This is a genomic window from Candidatus Omnitrophota bacterium, from assembly GCA_034717435.1.
In the GTDB taxonomy this organism is placed as follows: Bacteria; Omnitrophota; JAUWXU01; order JAUWXU01; family JAUWXU01; genus JAYELI01.
The window spans coordinates 1-14708 of sequence record JAYELI010000021.1 but is presented as its reverse complement, the minus strand read 5'-3'; the positions used below and the strand labels follow the sequence as shown (position 1 = coordinate 14708).

19 protein-coding genes and 1 tRNA gene are annotated in these 14708 nt (G+C 45.1%); all 20 read left to right on the top strand.

From position 1 onward, the window contains the following. Nucleotides 1-260: 260 nt before the first annotated feature. Nucleotides 261-440, top strand: coding sequence for a 30S ribosomal protein S21 (gene rpsU / locus U9Q08_01630; GenBank protein MEA3328430.1), 180 nt, complete (start codon nt 261-263; stop codon nt 438-440). Beyond that, nucleotides 440-691 carry a tetratricopeptide repeat protein gene (locus U9Q08_01625; GenBank protein ID MEA3328429.1) on the top strand — a complete coding sequence of 84 codons (252 nt, stop codon included), beginning with the start codon at nt 440-442 and terminating at the stop codon, nt 689-691. The genes rpsU and U9Q08_01625 overlap by 1 nt, the downstream gene beginning before the upstream one ends. 6 nt (nt 692-697) lie before the next feature. Continuing rightward, nucleotides 698-1501: an AmmeMemoRadiSam system protein B gene (amrB, locus tag U9Q08_01620; protein MEA3328428.1), complete on the top strand. Its 804-nt coding sequence runs from the start codon at nt 698-700 to the stop codon at nt 1499-1501. 97 nt (nt 1502-1598) lie between these two features. Beyond that, complete coding sequence (locus U9Q08_01615; GenBank protein ID MEA3328427.1) at nt 1599-2393, top strand: patatin-like phospholipase family protein; 795 nt, start codon at nt 1599-1601, stop codon at nt 2391-2393. A 3-nt stretch (nt 2394-2396) separates the two neighbouring features. After that, on the top strand, nt 2397-3437 hold the full coding sequence (locus tag U9Q08_01610; protein ID MEA3328426.1) for a DNA recombination protein RmuC: 1041 nt from the start codon (nt 2397-2399) through the stop codon (nt 3435-3437). A 15-nt stretch (nt 3438-3452) separates the two neighbouring features. Further along, complete coding sequence (locus U9Q08_01605) at nt 3453-3620, top strand: Trm112 family protein (protein MEA3328425.1); 168 nt, start codon at nt 3453-3455, stop codon at nt 3618-3620. Further along, complete coding sequence (locus U9Q08_01600) at nt 3614-4684, top strand: aminopeptidase P family protein (protein ID MEA3328424.1); 1071 nt, start codon at nt 3614-3616, stop codon at nt 4682-4684. Before U9Q08_01605 ends, U9Q08_01600 begins: the two co-directional genes overlap by 7 nt. Continuing rightward, the gene (gene efp / locus U9Q08_01595) at nt 4681-5238 is read left to right on the top strand and encodes an elongation factor P (protein MEA3328423.1); all 558 of its coding nucleotides are present in this window, start codon (nt 4681-4683) and stop codon (nt 5236-5238) included. The genes U9Q08_01600 and efp overlap by 4 nt, the downstream gene beginning before the upstream one ends. 2 nt (nt 5239-5240) lie before the next feature. Further along, nucleotides 5241-5660 (top strand): acetyl-CoA carboxylase biotin carboxyl carrier protein, encoded by a 420-nt coding sequence (gene accB, locus U9Q08_01590; GenBank protein ID MEA3328422.1) that lies wholly within the window; start codon nt 5241-5243, stop codon nt 5658-5660. Between the two features lie 51 nt (nt 5661-5711). Further along, complete coding sequence (gene accC, locus U9Q08_01585; GenBank protein ID MEA3328421.1) at nt 5712-7058, top strand: acetyl-CoA carboxylase biotin carboxylase subunit; 1347 nt, start codon at nt 5712-5714, stop codon at nt 7056-7058. Between the two features lie 9 nt (nt 7059-7067). After that, nucleotides 7068-7658, top strand: a complete 591-nt coding sequence (gene amaP / locus U9Q08_01580; protein MEA3328420.1) for an alkaline shock response membrane anchor protein AmaP — start codon at nt 7068-7070, stop codon at nt 7656-7658. Nucleotides 7659-7668: 10 nt separating this feature from the next. Further along, the gene (locus U9Q08_01575; protein ID MEA3328419.1) at nt 7669-8694 is read left to right on the top strand and encodes an ATP-dependent 6-phosphofructokinase; all 1026 of its coding nucleotides are present in this window, start codon (nt 7669-7671) and stop codon (nt 8692-8694) included. Nucleotides 8695-8915: 221 nt separating this feature from the next. Beyond that, entirely contained in the window at nt 8916-9497 is a 582-nt protein-coding gene (locus tag U9Q08_01570) for a D-sedoheptulose 7-phosphate isomerase (GenBank protein MEA3328418.1), read from the top strand. 47 nt (nt 9498-9544) lie between these two features. Further along, nucleotides 9545-10027, top strand: a complete 483-nt coding sequence (rfaE2, locus tag U9Q08_01565) for a D-glycero-beta-D-manno-heptose 1-phosphate adenylyltransferase (GenBank protein ID MEA3328417.1) — start codon at nt 9545-9547, stop codon at nt 10025-10027. Then, nucleotides 10024-10461 (top strand): thiamine-phosphate pyrophosphorylase, encoded by a 438-nt coding sequence (locus tag U9Q08_01560; GenBank protein MEA3328416.1) that lies wholly within the window; start codon nt 10024-10026, stop codon nt 10459-10461. The genes rfaE2 and U9Q08_01560 overlap by 4 nt, the downstream gene beginning before the upstream one ends. A 48-nt stretch (nt 10462-10509) precedes the next feature. After that, nucleotides 10510-11130, top strand: a complete 621-nt coding sequence (gene thiE / locus U9Q08_01555) for a thiamine phosphate synthase (GenBank protein MEA3328415.1) — start codon at nt 10510-10512, stop codon at nt 11128-11130. 59 nt (nt 11131-11189) lie between these two features. Continuing rightward, complete coding sequence (gene thiC / locus U9Q08_01550) at nt 11190-12476, top strand: phosphomethylpyrimidine synthase ThiC (protein MEA3328414.1); 1287 nt, start codon at nt 11190-11192, stop codon at nt 12474-12476. Nucleotides 12477-12547: 71 nt separating this feature from the next. Continuing rightward, nucleotides 12548-14089 (top strand): sodium-dependent transporter, encoded by a 1542-nt coding sequence (locus U9Q08_01545; protein MEA3328413.1) that lies wholly within the window; start codon nt 12548-12550, stop codon nt 14087-14089. A gap of 97 nt (nt 14090-14186) precedes the next feature. Beyond that, a tRNA-Gly gene (locus U9Q08_01540) sits at nt 14187-14260 on the top strand. 7 nt (nt 14261-14267) lie between these two features. Then, nucleotides 14268-14708 (top strand): LysM peptidoglycan-binding domain-containing protein (locus U9Q08_01535; protein ID MEA3328412.1); only part of this gene is annotated, 441 nt, incomplete at its 3' end.

The window sequence follows — 14708 nt, the reverse complement described above, 5'->3', positions numbered from 1 at the left end:
CTTCCTGAGGGAGCGTATGCGTAGGTGTCATCCTGTGGAGCGTAGCGACGAAGGATCTCCCATAAAACCGTGTTTTCTGAGATTCTTCGGCCTTCGGCCTCAGAATGACCTTTTTTCGGTTAAGGTGCGCACTTTTAAAACATAAATCGTCTAAAACTGTGCACTTTTAATTCGTAGATAACATAACTGATAGACAGCTTGACAAAATGATAAAAAGGGCTATAATATCTATCATACTTATGAAAGGGGGATGGAATTAAGTGCCGAAAGTGAAATTAAGGGAACGTGAACCGCTGGAAAGAGCTTTGAGAAGGTTTAAACGAAAGATGGAGCGGGAAGGCATCTTGAGACAGCTCAGAGACCGCAAGCATTATGAAAAACCCAGTGAGCGCAAGAGAAAGAAGATCCGGAGCTCAAAAAGCAAGAAAAAAAGTATTTAATGCAAGAAAAATCGTATTTTGAAGTCGGCCAATTTCTCTTTTTGAACGAGAAATACGACCAGGCAATAATTGAATTTAAAAAGGCGCTGGAAAAAAATCCTAAAAGCGCAGAAGTTCTTTACAGCTTGGGCATAGTTTACGAAGCCAAGAATATGCCTGAGCAGGCTAAGGAGTTTTTTAGGGCGGCATTGGAGCTTGACCCAAAGCATAAATTAGCCGAAAAACACCTTTCCAAGCTGACAGGGACATAATAATAAATGGTTAGGCATCCGGCTGCTGCCGGTTATTTTTACCCCAATTCGCAGGCTGATTTGACAAAACAAATAAAAAAATACGTCAACAAAGGCCTGGAAAAACTGCCTGCGATAGGCGCTATCCTGCCTCATGCCGGATATGTTTATTCCGGAGCAGTCACCGGAGTTACTGCTTCACAAATAGGGCCAAAAAACAGCTTCGTTATCCTGGGGTTAAATCATAGGCGTCAGGGCAAGCCTTACGCTATTATGACCAAGGGAAAATGGAGAACCCCTCTGGGAGATGTAGAGATAGATGCGCCTCTTGGAGAAACGATTTTAAAAAACTCCGATCATCTCCAGGAAGATCCCGAGGCTCATGCCAATGAGCACTCCATCGAAGTTCAACTGCCATTCCTTCAATACCTTCAGCCTGACGCCAGGATAGTGCCTATAACTATCAGCGGAGAAGAGGCCGGCGTCTTTAAAAAAATAGGCCTGGAAATAGCCCGGGCCGTTATCAGCCTGGGCAGAAACAGCTGTATTCTGGCATCCAGCGACATGACCCATTACGAGCCAGAGGATTCTGCCAGAAGCAAAGACAAGCAGGCTATAAATGCCATTCTTGGCCTAAACGAAGACCTCTTGCTGGAAAAGATCTCCGAGCTGGAAATCAGCATGTGCGGATATGCGCCGGCGGTTGCGATGCTTTCTGCCTGTAAAAAACTCGGGGCAAAAAGGGGCCGGTTGATAAAATACCGGACCAGCGGCGAAGTGACCGGGGATCATGAGCAGGTAGTGGGATATGCGGGGATACTGATAACATAATAATCCTTCGTCTCTCGTCCGAGTGAGCCCTTCGACTTCGCTCAGGGTAAACTCCGCGAACGATCGTCCCTCGGAACGTAAATTACAGGTTAACAAGATGTTTCCTTTTAAGCAAAAACCAAAGAAGATTACTCTGGTTCTGGGCGGGGGAGCCGCCCGGGCAATCGCCCATATCGGCGTGCTCGAGGTTTTAGACCGGGAAAAAATACCTATTGATCTAATCGTTGCAACCAGCATGGGAAGCGCTATCGGCGCTGCTTATTCTCTGGATCTAAACCTAAAACGGGTTGAAAAAATGGCTTTAGGGATTTCGTTTCGCGACCTGATTGATGTTATCATTCCCCGGATAGCCATCAACCAGGGAAAAAAGCTTGCCGAGACGATCAGCAGACTCACTCAGAATAAAGGATTCGAAGATTTAAACATCCCCTTAGCTGTTGTGGCCACCGATATCAGCAACGGCCAAACAGTGGTCTATCGGTCAGGAAACCTGTCCCAGGCTATTACAGCCAGCTGTTCCATTCCGGTTGTTTACCGGCCGATTAAAATCGATGACCGGTTTATAGTTGACGGCGGGATCAAGAATACCGTTCCGGTGGCGGTAGCCAGGCAATTGGGCGCAAAGTTTATCATAGCATCCGATGTCGGCTTTTGTATTAAAAAAGCTCTGCCGGGTAATATCTTTCAGATGATGATGCAGACTTACCAGATCCAGGGCCAGGAGCTGTCTAATTACCAATCAATGGATGCCGAGGTGGTCATTAAACCAAAACTGGGAGAGATTGATCAGATGGCTTTTGATAGAGCCGCCGAATGTATCGAAAAAGGCCGGGAAGCAGGTGAAGCGGCCTTAAAAAAATTAAAGAATTTTCTGCCGCCGGGGCCGCGCTGAATTATGGGTATATTATCCGGATTAATAGGTATTTTGATTGTTCTGACTGCAGCCGGACTGTTTTTTATTTACCCGGCATTTAAAAAAATATCTAAAGACAGTGAGCAGGACAAAGGCCTGGCGCTTCTTCAGAACCAGATCGAAAATCTTTCAAAATCTATCGGGGACAGGCTGGCGGAAACAAATCAATCCTTACAGCGGCAGTTCAGTGAAAGCGTCTCGATAGTAAGGGATGTAACCGAAAAACTCGTTAAGCTCGAATCCGCGAATAAACAGATAATTGATTATGCTTCGCAATTAAAAAGCCTTGAAAATATACTGAAGAGCCCTAAACAAAGGGGTTTGCTTGGCGAATATTTTTTGGAAACGCTCCTTGACAACACCTTTCCGCCGGGGCAATACAAAATGCAATATAGCTTTGCCGATAACTCCATCGTTGATGCGGTTATCTTCGTTAAAGACAAGGTAATTCCGATTGACGCAAAGTTTTCCCTGGAAAGGTATGAACAGCTGTGTAACGAAAAAAACCGGGAAAGAACCGCGGAAATAGAAAGAGAGCTTAAAACCGACCTAAAAAACAGGATTAACGAAACCAGTAAATATATAAAACCGGATGAGGGGACAACGGACTTTGCCATTATGTTCATTCCTGCCGAAGGAGTCTTTTACAACCTGCTCTCGTTCAAAGTCGGGGCGTTAGAAGCAAGTTCGGTCAATTTAATCGAATACGCCTATTCTAAACACGTAATAATCACTTCACCGACGACATTTCTGGCCTATCTGCAAACCATTTTGCAGGCCTTGCACGCCCTAAAGATCGAGGAATCGGTCAAGGATGTCATCAAAAAAGTAAAGGAACTGGGAAGGCACCTGACCTCCTATGACGAACTGATGAGAAGGGTCGGAAAAAACCTGAATACTACGGTGGGATCGTATAATTCGGCATATAAGGAATTTGCAAAAATAGATAAGGATGTATCTAAGATCGGCGGCGCCGAAAGGACCGTCGAACCGCTGTTGATAGACAAACCCGAGAATAACTAAACGAGGTTTAACAGGATGATTGATAAAAAACTGTTAGAAATGCTTGCCTGCCCGGCCTGCAAGAAAGAGGTCAGGTTGGAAGCAGAAGAGATAGTATGCGTTGGATGCAAAAAGAGGTACCCTATCCGCAACGGCATTCCAATAATGTTGATCGAAGAATCCAAAGGGCCTGACAAATCATAACATCAAAATTTAAAAAACTCTACCGCCGGCTAAAACAACAAAAGCTGGACGGCCTGCTGGTAACAAAATCCGTTAATGCCTGCTATCTTAGCAGTCTTACCCGGATAGATGCCTGGGCGCTTATTACCCCCGATGCCAATTATCTGCTTACCGACCCCAGGTTTGGCCAAATCTGCTTTGAAAAAGCAGTAAATTTCAAAGTCAAAATCGAACGCGGCCTTATCTACGGCTCACTAAAGAAGCTTTTCAATAAATTAAAGTTAAAACGCCTGGGGTTTGAGGCTAATTCTTTAAGCTACGCCGGATATAAAAGGCTAAAAACCGAACTTTCGCCGGTAAAGCTGACTGCGACATCCAATCTTATCGAAAATTTAAGAGCGGTTAAAGATGACAGCGAGATACGGAGCATTAAAAAAGCGATATCTATTACCGAAGAGGTTTTCAGCTCTGTAACCGGCCTTATGACACCAGAGGTAACCGAAAAATGGATAGCCGGAAAAATAGAGTTTTTTCTTAAGGATTTAGGGGGCGAGGAAAGCTCTTTTCCCGCTATAGTAGCCTCAGGACAACGAACGGTCCTGCCGCATGCCCGGCCCGGTGATAAAAAACTACAACAGAACCAGCCGGTTTTGATAGACATGGGAACAAGCCTGAACGGCTATAATTCCGACTTGACAAGAATGGTGTTTTTAGGTAGAATGACCCAACGGTTTGAGGCAATTTACAATCTGGTGATAACCGCTCAGGACAAAGCAATAAACCGGATAGCGCCGGGGGTTAAAGCCTGCGAAATTGACGGCACAGCCAGAAGGTATTTAGCAAAACACGGACTGGCGAAATATTTTATCCACAGCTTAGGGCACGGCGTAGGAAGAGAAGTTCACGAACAGCCCCAAATATCCAAAAGCAGTAAAACAGAATTAACCAAAGGCATGGTAATAACTATTGAGCCAGGTGTTTACATCCCCGGGTGGGGAGGTATCCGCATAGAAGACATGGTGCTGGTAACCAGCCAGGGCCATGAGGTCCTATCCAGCCTGTCAAAAACCATAGTTAAGCGATGATTAATACAAAAGATTTTAAAAACGGAATGGTAATAAAGCTTGACAATTCCCTTTACTATATTCTGGAGTTTCAGCACATAAAACCCGGAAAAGGAGGCGCTTTTGTCCGGACAAGGCTCAAGAATTTAAAAAGCGGGGCTGTGATCAATAAAACCTTCCGGGCAGGAGAAAAGGTTGAAGACGCCTATTTAGAAGAGAGGGCTTTACTGTTCAGCTATAAAATTGATAATTTTTACCATTTCTTAAATGAGAAAACCTATGAAGAAACGATTATCGACAGCCACCTGCTTGCTGATTGCAAGGGTTTTTTAAAAGAAAACGACCATGTTACCGCTTTGCTGTGCGACAATAAAATAATAAAGGTTAAAGCGGCTAACTTCGTAACATTAAAAGTGGCTTACACCGAACCGGGGTTTAGGGGCAACACAGCCCAGGGAGGATATAAACCTGCTAAGTTAGAAACAGGCCTGGAGATTCAGGTTCCCTTGTTTATTAATCAGGCAGATATCATAAAGATCGATACCAGGACCGGTAAATACATGGGGAGAGCTTAAAAATGAATCTAAAAGAAATAAAAGAAATGATCAGCCTGATGAATGAAAATAACCTGACCGAGTTAGAAATAGAGAGGGACGGCCTGAAGATTTGTCTTAAAAAATCCGGGGGTAAAACAATAGTAAAAAACCTGCCCGCCGAAGAGACAACTGAACCTGCTAAAATCGCTGAAGACACGCATCTAATTGTTTCTCCGATGGTCGGGACATTCTACCGGGCCCCTTCGCCGGACGCCGACCCATTCGTTGAATCCGGACAGACAATAGAAGAAAACCAGGTCATCTGCATAATCGAAGCCATGAAATTAATGAACGAAATAAAATCCGACGTAAAAGGCAAAATAGCCGAAATCCTGGTTAAAAACGGAGAAGCGGTGGAGTTTGGACAGCCGTTGTTTAACGTAGAAAAACTTCAAGTTTAGCAATTTAACCATTTAGCAGTTTAGCAGTTTAATTTAAAGGAAATTTTTTTGATGTTCAATAAGGTATTGATCGCCAACAGGGGAGAAGTGGCCCTGCGGATCATCAGAGCCTGCAGGGAAATGGGAATAAAGACAGTGGCTGTTTATTCGACGGCAGATAAGGATTCTCTCCACGTTCGACTGGCTGATCAAGCCGTATGTATCGGCCCGGCCCCAAGCAAGGAAAGTTATCTTAACATCCCGGCGATTATTAGCGCCGCGGAAATCACGGATGTGCAAGCCATACATCCGGGCTATGGTTTCCTGGCCGAAAATCCTCATTTTGCCGAAATCTGCCAATCCTGTCAGATCAAATTTATCGGGCCCGGGTCAAAAAGCGTAGTATTGATGGGCGATAAAACCATCGCCAGAAAGACTGCAAAAAAGGCGGGTATCTCGACAGTTCCGGGAAGCGATGGTGTTGTTAAGACCAAAGACGAGGCGATTAAAATCGCTAAACGGCTTAAATACCCTGTGATCATAAAGGCCAGGTTAGGCGGCGGCGGTAAAGGAATGCGGGTTGCCCATAACGACGGGCACCTGATCAGTTCTCTGATGACCGCCCAAAGAGAGGCCGAAGCATCCTTCGGGGCCGCTGACATATATATAGAAAAATATATCGAAGGGGCCCGCCACGTTGAAATCCAGATTCTCGGCGACAACTTTGGCAATATAGTCCACTTAGGAGAAAGAGACTGCAGTATTCAGCGAAAACATCAAAAATTGATCGAAGAATCCCCTTCTCCGATCATGACGGCCAAACTGCGCAAAAAGATGGGAGAAGCGGCTGTTAAATGCGCCAGGATCGCCAATTATACCAGCGCGGGAACCGTGGAATTTTTAGTCGATAAAAAAAATAATTATTTCTTTATCGAAATGAATACCAGGATCCAGGTCGAACACCCTGTTACCGAAATGGTAACCGGGATAGACCTTCTCAAAAAGCAAATCAAAATAGCCTGGGGAGAAAAATTGAGGACCAAGCAGTCTGATATCAAAATTAAGGGCTGTGCGATCGAATGCAGGATCAATGCCGAAGATCCCGAAAGAAATTTTATTCCCTGCCCGGGCAAAATTACGAAATTGAATCTTCCCGGCGGCCGGGGAATCAGGATAGATACGCATGTCTATCCGGGTTATGAGATCTCCCCTTACTACGATTCTATGATCGGTAAATTAATAACCTATGGAAAAAACAGGTCTGAGGCCATCCATATTATGCGGCGCGCATTAAAAGAATTCATAATAGAACCGGTAAAAACAACCTTGCCTTTGCATAAAAAAATATTGGAGAACCCGGATTTTCTAAAAGGCCGGGTGCATACTGCTTTTATTGAAAAGTTGTTGGAAAAAGGATAAGGGGGTAAAATGAAATTAACAAACTTTCTGGTAATAACCTTGTACACCTTGAGTTTTTTTGTCATCGGCAGTTTCCTGGTCTGTCTTTCCAGCGGCCTGATAACACTCCCGGAAGTCATTAATAACGTCACTCAGTTTTATTATTCGTTCAGCTTAAACACGGTGATCATCGGGATAATAGGGGTGCTTTTGATTTCAATCAGCTTTCTATTTGTTATCCATTCTTTGGAGGGGATATTCGGAGCGGAAAAGGATATTTTATTCAGCGGCTCCAGCGGAATGACCACGGTATCATTCTCCGCCCTGGAAGATATAATCAAACGGGCAGGCAGTCAATTCCTGGATATCCGGGAGATAAAACCCCGGGTTGTTATCAAAAAAAAGGGGCTGGATATTTTGGTGAGGGTAGTATTTTATTCGGGCGTAAATATTCCGGAGATAAGCGAAAGACTGCAATCATCGATAAAAGACCGGCTTCGGCATGTGCTGGGGATAGAAGACGAGATCAGGGTTAAAATTCATGTCGCTAAAATCATCGAAAAGAGCAGGAAGGAATTAAAAAGGGACGATACAACCAGGCGGATGGAACTTGGAGAATAAGGAGGTATCAGTGAAAATCGGTATATTAACCGGCGGAGGTGACTGCCCGGGGTTAAACCCGGTTATCCGGGCCATAGTAAGAAAAGGCCTTTTAAGGGGGTATGAAATAACAGGCATCAGGGATGGGTGGAAAGGGCTGATCGATAACGATACGATCCGGCTGGATATCGATTCAGTATCCGGAATTATCAATTACGGCGGAACCATACTCGGGACATCCCGCACCAACCCTTATAAAAAAGAAGGGGACGCTAAAAAGGCGATTGATAATTATAACCAATTAGGGTTGTCTGCCTTAATAGCAATCGGCGGAGATGATACCACCGGAGCAGCGTTAAAGTTGTCCAAACAGGGCTTAAACATAATAGGGGTCCCCAAGACCATTGATAATGACCTTTCAGCCACTGATTATACCTTTGGGTTCGATACTGCCGTTAATATAGCTATGGAGGCAATGGACCGGTTGAGAACCACTGCCGAATCGCACCACCGGGTTATGGTTGTAGAGATAATGGGAAGGCATGCCGGCTGGATCGCTGCTGAAGCAGGAATAGCTGCCGGGGCAGATATAATTTTGATTCCCGAAATACCCATAGATATAAACGAGGTCTGCGGTTTTATTGAAAAACGCCGCGGCCGGGGGAAGCTTTTCAACATCGTGGCAGTAGCCGAAGGGGCAAAGCTTTCCAGGCAGTCCGAGATAACTCAAAAAAAAGATACCGATGCCTTTGGCAACGTAATGCTTGGCGGAATAGGAAAAGCCCTGGCTGAGATAATTGCTGAAAATACAGGTTATGAAACCAGGTCTGTGGTCTTAGGCCACCTCCAGCGCGGTGGTTCTCCAACAGCCTTTGATAGAATTTTAGGGACCAGGTTCGGAGTAAAGGCAGTAGAACTTGTGACCGATAAAAAATTCGGGCAGATGGTCAGCATCCAGGGCAACAAGATCACCTCGGTGCCTTTAGAGGAAGCGGTAGGAAAATTAAAGACATTAGACATGGAGCTTTATGAAATTGGTAAAATATTCTCTGGTTAAATCACAAATTACAATGACCGGATCCGGTTTTGGCCATTGTAATTTTGTAATCAGACTGTGTCACGCAGCTGCCTGATTTATCAGGCACAGCATAGAGCGCCCAATAAATTGGGCAACTACAACATATTGTGTATCAGTATACAACGAAATGAATTACGACACAGTCTGAATTGTATATTGTTTGTAATTCAACATGTCATTGCGCAAGGATATTTGCGATTATGGAAAATAAAATACGAAGTGTTTTTAAAGAAAGTATCCGGGTTAAGGAAAAAACGTCCCGGGAGCAAGTTGAGGTTATTGTTGAAATAACCCGGCTGATAATTGGTTCGTTAAAAAACGGCGGGAAGGTTTTACTCTGCGGCAACGGCGGCAGCGCGGCTGACTGTCAGCATATCGCCTGTGAATTTATCGGCAGGTTTAAGAAAGACAAAAAACCCCTGCCGGCTATAGCGCTTTCTACCGACACATCTGTTCTGACCAGCCTGGCAAACGATTATTCCTATGAGCTGGTATTTGCCAAACAGCTTTCCGGCCTGGGAAAAAAGGACGATATCCTGATCGCTATTTCAACCAGCGGTATGGCCCCAAACATCATCAAAGCAGTAAAAACCGCTAAAGACCTGGGCCTTAAGACCGCCGCCTTTACCGGTAAAGACGGCGGAAAGCTTGCCGCGTTAGCAGACATTGCTTTTATTGTTCCGTCCCACGATACACCCCGGATCCAGGAAACGCACATTACCGCTGCTCATGCGATCTGTGAGATAGCAGAAGAAGCATTGTATAAAATAGATACTACGTAATATCAACTCAGAGGTTAGGATCATTTAGTATTCAGGATTTATAAAAAATGGCGAACAGCAAAATAAAAGATCCTCTGAAGTTAAAAGGGATCATTACTAATTTAAAAAAGAGCGGCAAAACAATCGTTTTTACCAACGGCTGTTTTGATATAGTCCACGCCGGCCACGTAAGATACCTGATCCAGGCTAAACAGAAAGGCGATATCCTGATCGCAGCTATAAACAGCGACTCATCAACAAGGGCCATCAAAGGCAAAACAAGGCCTTTAGCCCCCCAGGAGGATAGGATTGAAGTCATTGCCGGATTAGAATGCGTCGATTATGTAACTGTTTTTAACGAATCCACGCCTTTAAATCTGATCAAACGCCTGAAACCGGATATTTTGGTCAAGGGCGGAAACTGGAAAAAGAAACAGGTAGTCGGCAAAAGTTTTGTCGAGGCCTGCGGCGGAAAAGTTATTATTATTCCTTTCCTGAAAGGCCGCTCAACCACCGGCATCATAAAAACTATTATAGCAAGGCATAAATGAATTCCAGGATTTACCGGATTATTGACGCAAACCTGAATAGGTCGCGGGAAGGGCTTAGGGTTTGTGAGGAAATAACCAGATTTATTCTAAACGACAGCAAACTTACCTCCCGGTTCAAGAATTACCGCCATCTCCTCAGCCATCTCTCGCAAAATCTTCCTCTAACCGCCGAGCAGCTGCTTAAATCCAGAGACAGCCGGCGGGATGTCGGCAACTACGCTTTCAGGCCAAAAAAGAGGAAAAATGAAGTGCGGGAGATTTTTACTGCCAATATCCGCCGTTCCGAAGAGGCCCTGCGGGTGCTGGAAGAATTTTCAAAAACGATAAATAAAAAAACAGCCGTGGATTTCCAGCAATTGAGATTTAAGCTATATACGCTGGAGCAGAGAACTCTGCTAAAGATAATCTCTACGGAGAAGGCTAAAGAGCTATGAGCCATGAGCTATGGGCTATGAGCCATGAGCTAACACAAGGCAAGTAAAATGTCTCTAAGAAATATCCTGAGATTATACGTAATTATCGATAAGGCCTTAATCGGCAAAAAAAGCGAATTGGAGACTGCCTCTTCGGTTATCAGCGGCGGGGCCACAACCATCCAACTGCGGGATAAATACTCCAGCACCCGCAGGCTGATCAAGATCGGCTTAGGGTTAAGGAAGCTGACCCAAAAAAATAAAGTCAAATTCATTATTAATGACCGGATAGACATAGCCTTAGCAACAGGCGCTGACGGTGTCCACCTCGGCCAGGAAGATCTTCCTTTAGGTTTTGCCAGAAAATTAGCGCCGAAAAAGCTCATCGGGATATCCATCCATTCGTTAACCGAAGCTCGAAAAGCTGAACAGGAGGGAGCTGATTATATTGCCCTGGGGCCGATTTTCAGCACATCTTCCAAGTTGACAGGCCCGCCGGTTGGCGTTAAAATGATCAACCGCATCAAAAGATCGACGCGTATTCCCCTGGTGGTTATCGGCGGTATAAATATCGCCAACATAGAAAGCGTAATTACCCAAAAACCGGACGGAATAGCCATTGCCTCGGCCGTGCTAAAAAGTAAAAGCATAAGAAAATCAACTTTAAAAATTGCTAAACTGCTATACTAGTTTAGCAATTTAGCTATTTATCAGTTTAGCAATTTAACCATTTAGCAATAGGATACCGTATGACTCAAATTGAATCTGCCAGAAAAAAAAAGATTACTCCCTTAATGAGAAAAATAGCCCGGCTGGAAAAACTGGATCCGGAATACATCCGATCCGGCACAGCCGAAGGCAAAATAGTAATTCCATCCAATATCAACCGCAGGTTATCCAGGCCCTGCGGAATAGGAAAAGGACTGCGGACAAAGGTAAACACTAATATCGGCACCTCGGCCGAGCATGTTTCGCTAAAAGAAGAGGTTGAAAAGCTAAAGGTATCCTTAGAGGCAAACACCGATACGGTAATGGACTTAAGCACAGGCGGGGATATAGTAAAAATATGCAAAGAAATCATCAAAAACAGTCCCGTCCCCCTGGGAACAGTCCCGATCTACGAAGCAGCTATCAAGACGGTTAAAAAAAGAAAAATGATCGTCAAAATGGAGGAAGAGGATATATTTTCGGCGATTGAGTCCCAGGCAAAAAACGGGGTTGACTTTATGACCATCCATGCGGGGATTACTTCAGAAACCTTAGACCGCATCAAAAAAGGCCCCCGGTTAATCAATATAGTGAGCCGGGGCGGCGCCTTTCTGGCAACCTGGATGCTTTACAATAAAAAAGAAAATCCTCTTTATGAAAAGTTTGACAGGGTGCTGGATATAGCCCGGCGTTATGATATAACTTTAAGCCTTGGGGATGGTATGCGCCCGGGTTCAATTGCTGATTCTACAGACAGGGCCCAAATCCAGGAATTAGTCCTCTTAGGCCAGCTTACCCGGCAGGCACAAGATAAAGGCGTGCAGGTTATGATCGAAGGACCGGGACATATTCCCTTAAACGAGATAGAAACTAATGTGATCCTGCAAAAAAAGATTTCCAACCAGGCGCCGTTTTATGTGCTGGGGCCGCTGGTTACCGATATAGCGATGGGATACGACCATATTAATGCGGCCATCGGCGGAGCGATAGCAGCTGGTTTCGGAGCAGACTTCCTCTGCTATGTCACTCCATCTGAACATATCAGGCTGCCATCGGCAGATGATGTAAAGCAGGGTGTTATTGCCACGCGTATCGCTGCCCATGCCGGAGATATTGCTAAAGGAATAAAAGGTTCCTTAGCTAAAGATCTGGCTATATCCAGGGCGCGTAAACGCAGAAACTGGAAAAAACAGATCGAGCTGTCGATAGACCCCGGGTATTCGCAAAAACTTAGACAAGAAAGCGAACCGAAAATTTCTGACGTATGCACAATGTGCGGGGAATACTGCGCCATTAAAGTGGTAGAAAAGTTCTTCAACCACAAATAAACAAACGGGCTGTAAGCCCGGCCCAAAGCTCACAGCTCATAGCTTAATATGCAATAGGTGAAATTAGTTTAATGAATAAGAAAAGGGAAACGTGGAATACGCATATCGGAATGATTCTGGCAATGATCGGGACAGAGGTCGGCCTGGGTAATATCTGGAGATTTCCCTATCTTGTCGGCAAATACGGCGGCGGCGCTTTTATTATTCCCTATATAATCATTCTGTTCGGGGTCGGGATATTTGCGATGATGGCCGAGTGGGCCATCGGCCGGCATACCCGCAGAGAGTCCCTGGGCGCATTCCAGAAAATCAAATTTCCTTTTGGCCGCGACATCGGGGCATGGGGTGTAATCGGGCCTTTTTTCTTATATGCTTATTACATCGTAATAACCAGCTGGGTGATATTTTTTGTCGCGGCATCTTTCGGGAGGCTTTATTTCGGGGTTGAAATGGAAAAATTCTTCCTTGGTTTCTTAGCCAGCCCCTGGGTGTTTGTGGTTCACGCGCTGGCGGTGCTTATTACCAGTTTTATCCTGGCCTTGGGCGTCCAGCGCGGAATAGAGAAGGCCTGCCGGTTTATGATACCATCTTTATTCATCCTTCTGGCTATCGTAGCTGTCAGATCTATTACTTTACCCGGAGCAAGCGCGGGGATTGAGTTCTACATGAGGCCCCGCTGGAGCGGACTGCTTAATCCCGCCACCTGGATTGCGGCCTTAGGCCAGGTGTTCTTCACCCTCAGCCTGGGAATGGGAGCAATGCTGATCTACGGCTCTTACTTGAAAAACGACTGGGGAATACCGGCCAATTCTATTGCCTGCGCATTGGGTAATACTTCTTCGTCAATACTGGCTGGATTTGCCATATTTCCTGCTGCTTTTGCCCTTGGCTTTGGAAAGCTTGTTTCAGGGTCTCAAAGCATCGGCCTGACATTTTTGGTCCTGCCGAAGGTATTTGAAAAAATGCCTGCCGGCTGGTTATTCGGCGGATTATTTTTTACCCTGCTTACTTTTGGAGCCTTATCCAGCGCGATCAGCATTCAGGAACCGAGCATTGCCTGGTTAAAAGACGAAGTCGGCTGGCCAAGAAAGAAATCAGCGATCCTGACCGGAATCCTGCTCTGGGTAATGGGACTGCCTTTTATCGCTAACGGCTATCTTAAAAACGCGGGGCTGGGCCAAAAATTAGCCCTGCTCAGCAAAATGGACCTGGTCATCGGGCAATTAGCCCTGCCTTTCTTCGGCCTGCTCTGTATTATCGCGGTAGGGTGGTTTATGAAAGAGAAGGGGTTTGAAGAAATCAATAAGAATGCCCGGTTTAAACTTGGTTCCTGGGCCAGGCCCTGGATGAAGCTTGTGGTTCCTGCGGTTACCATCTTAATTTTTCTATCTATCCTGCTTGAGAAGCTTCAGGAGCTTGGAATAATCAGCAGGGTCTTACCAAAAACACCAGAAGCTGAATTTATCCCCTCAGGCATTGACCTGTCCGTAGTACTGATGATAATTTTCGTCTGCGCAGCGGTCTGGGGAGGATTTATATTCACTACCCTGAAAGTAATTCAGGTTGAAAGAAAGAAATTCAAAAATGGACCTGACTATTCTGGCAAGCGATAAATTCGGCTGGTTCTATGTCTGGGGCCAGATTATTATTTTTTACCTGATTTTTCTTTATATTCATCGAAGAGCGGAGAAGAAATAACTTATAAAATATGCGGGTGTGATTCAATGGTAGAATATCAGCTTCCCAAGCTGAATACGAGGGTTCGATTCCCTTCACCCGCTCCATAAAACAATGAAAAATAGATTTATACTTTTAATCTTGCTGTCCATGTTTCTGGCAGGCTGTGCTACGGTTCCTTCTCCCAGGCCGGTAGCAAGAAAAATCGGCATCTACCACCCTGTCAAAAAAGGAGAAACTCTTTCCCGGATTGCCAAAATCTACCATTTAAGCGCGGAGGAAATAGCCCGGGTTAACCGCCTGTCGGATAAGAACAAAATTGATATCGGCCAGCTCCTGTTTATTCCCGGGGTTTATCCCTATAAAAAATCTTCAACCGGCCGGCTCCAGCCTTCTTTTTTCAAGACCGCCCGGATAGAAAACAGGTTTATCTGGCCGTTAAAGAACAAAATCTGTTCTTTTTTCGGGTCTGTCAAGAATGGAATAAAAAATAAAGGGGTTGATATTAAAGCGGAAGAGGGAACTGCCATAGTCGCCGCGAAAAGCGGAATAGTG

What these genes read in the sequence shown, in the direction of transcription:
- U9Q08_01625 (MEA3328429.1), top strand. Translation starts at nt 440, where the DNA reads ATGCAAGAAAAATCGTATTTTGAAGTCGGCCAATTTCTCTTTTTGAAC.
- amrB (MEA3328428.1), top strand. Translation starts at nt 698, where the DNA reads ATGGTTAGGCATCCGGCTGCTGCCGGTTATTTTTACCCCAATTCGCAG.
- U9Q08_01615 (MEA3328427.1), top strand. Translation starts at nt 1,599, where the DNA reads ATGTTTCCTTTTAAGCAAAAACCAAAGAAGATTACTCTGGTTCTGGGC.
- U9Q08_01610 (MEA3328426.1), top strand. Translation starts at nt 2,397, where the DNA reads ATGGGTATATTATCCGGATTAATAGGTATTTTGATTGTTCTGACTGCA.
- U9Q08_01605 (MEA3328425.1), top strand. Translation starts at nt 3,453, where the DNA reads ATGATTGATAAAAAACTGTTAGAAATGCTTGCCTGCCCGGCCTGCAAG.
- efp (MEA3328423.1), top strand. Translation starts at nt 4,681, where the DNA reads ATGATTAATACAAAAGATTTTAAAAACGGAATGGTAATAAAGCTTGAC.
- accB (MEA3328422.1), top strand. Translation starts at nt 5,241, where the DNA reads ATGAATCTAAAAGAAATAAAAGAAATGATCAGCCTGATGAATGAAAAT.
- accC (MEA3328421.1), top strand. Translation starts at nt 5,712, where the DNA reads ATGTTCAATAAGGTATTGATCGCCAACAGGGGAGAAGTGGCCCTGCGG.
- amaP (MEA3328420.1), top strand. Translation starts at nt 7,068, where the DNA reads ATGAAATTAACAAACTTTCTGGTAATAACCTTGTACACCTTGAGTTTT.
- U9Q08_01570 (MEA3328418.1), top strand. Translation starts at nt 8,916, where the DNA reads ATGGAAAATAAAATACGAAGTGTTTTTAAAGAAAGTATCCGGGTTAAG.
- rfaE2 (MEA3328417.1), top strand. Translation starts at nt 9,545, where the DNA reads ATGGCGAACAGCAAAATAAAAGATCCTCTGAAGTTAAAAGGGATCATT.
- U9Q08_01560 (MEA3328416.1), top strand. Translation starts at nt 10,024, where the DNA reads ATGAATTCCAGGATTTACCGGATTATTGACGCAAACCTGAATAGGTCG.
- thiE (MEA3328415.1), top strand. Translation starts at nt 10,510, where the DNA reads ATGTCTCTAAGAAATATCCTGAGATTATACGTAATTATCGATAAGGCC.
- thiC (MEA3328414.1), top strand. Translation starts at nt 11,190, where the DNA reads ATGACTCAAATTGAATCTGCCAGAAAAAAAAAGATTACTCCCTTAATG.
- U9Q08_01545 (MEA3328413.1), top strand. Translation starts at nt 12,548, where the DNA reads ATGAATAAGAAAAGGGAAACGTGGAATACGCATATCGGAATGATTCTG.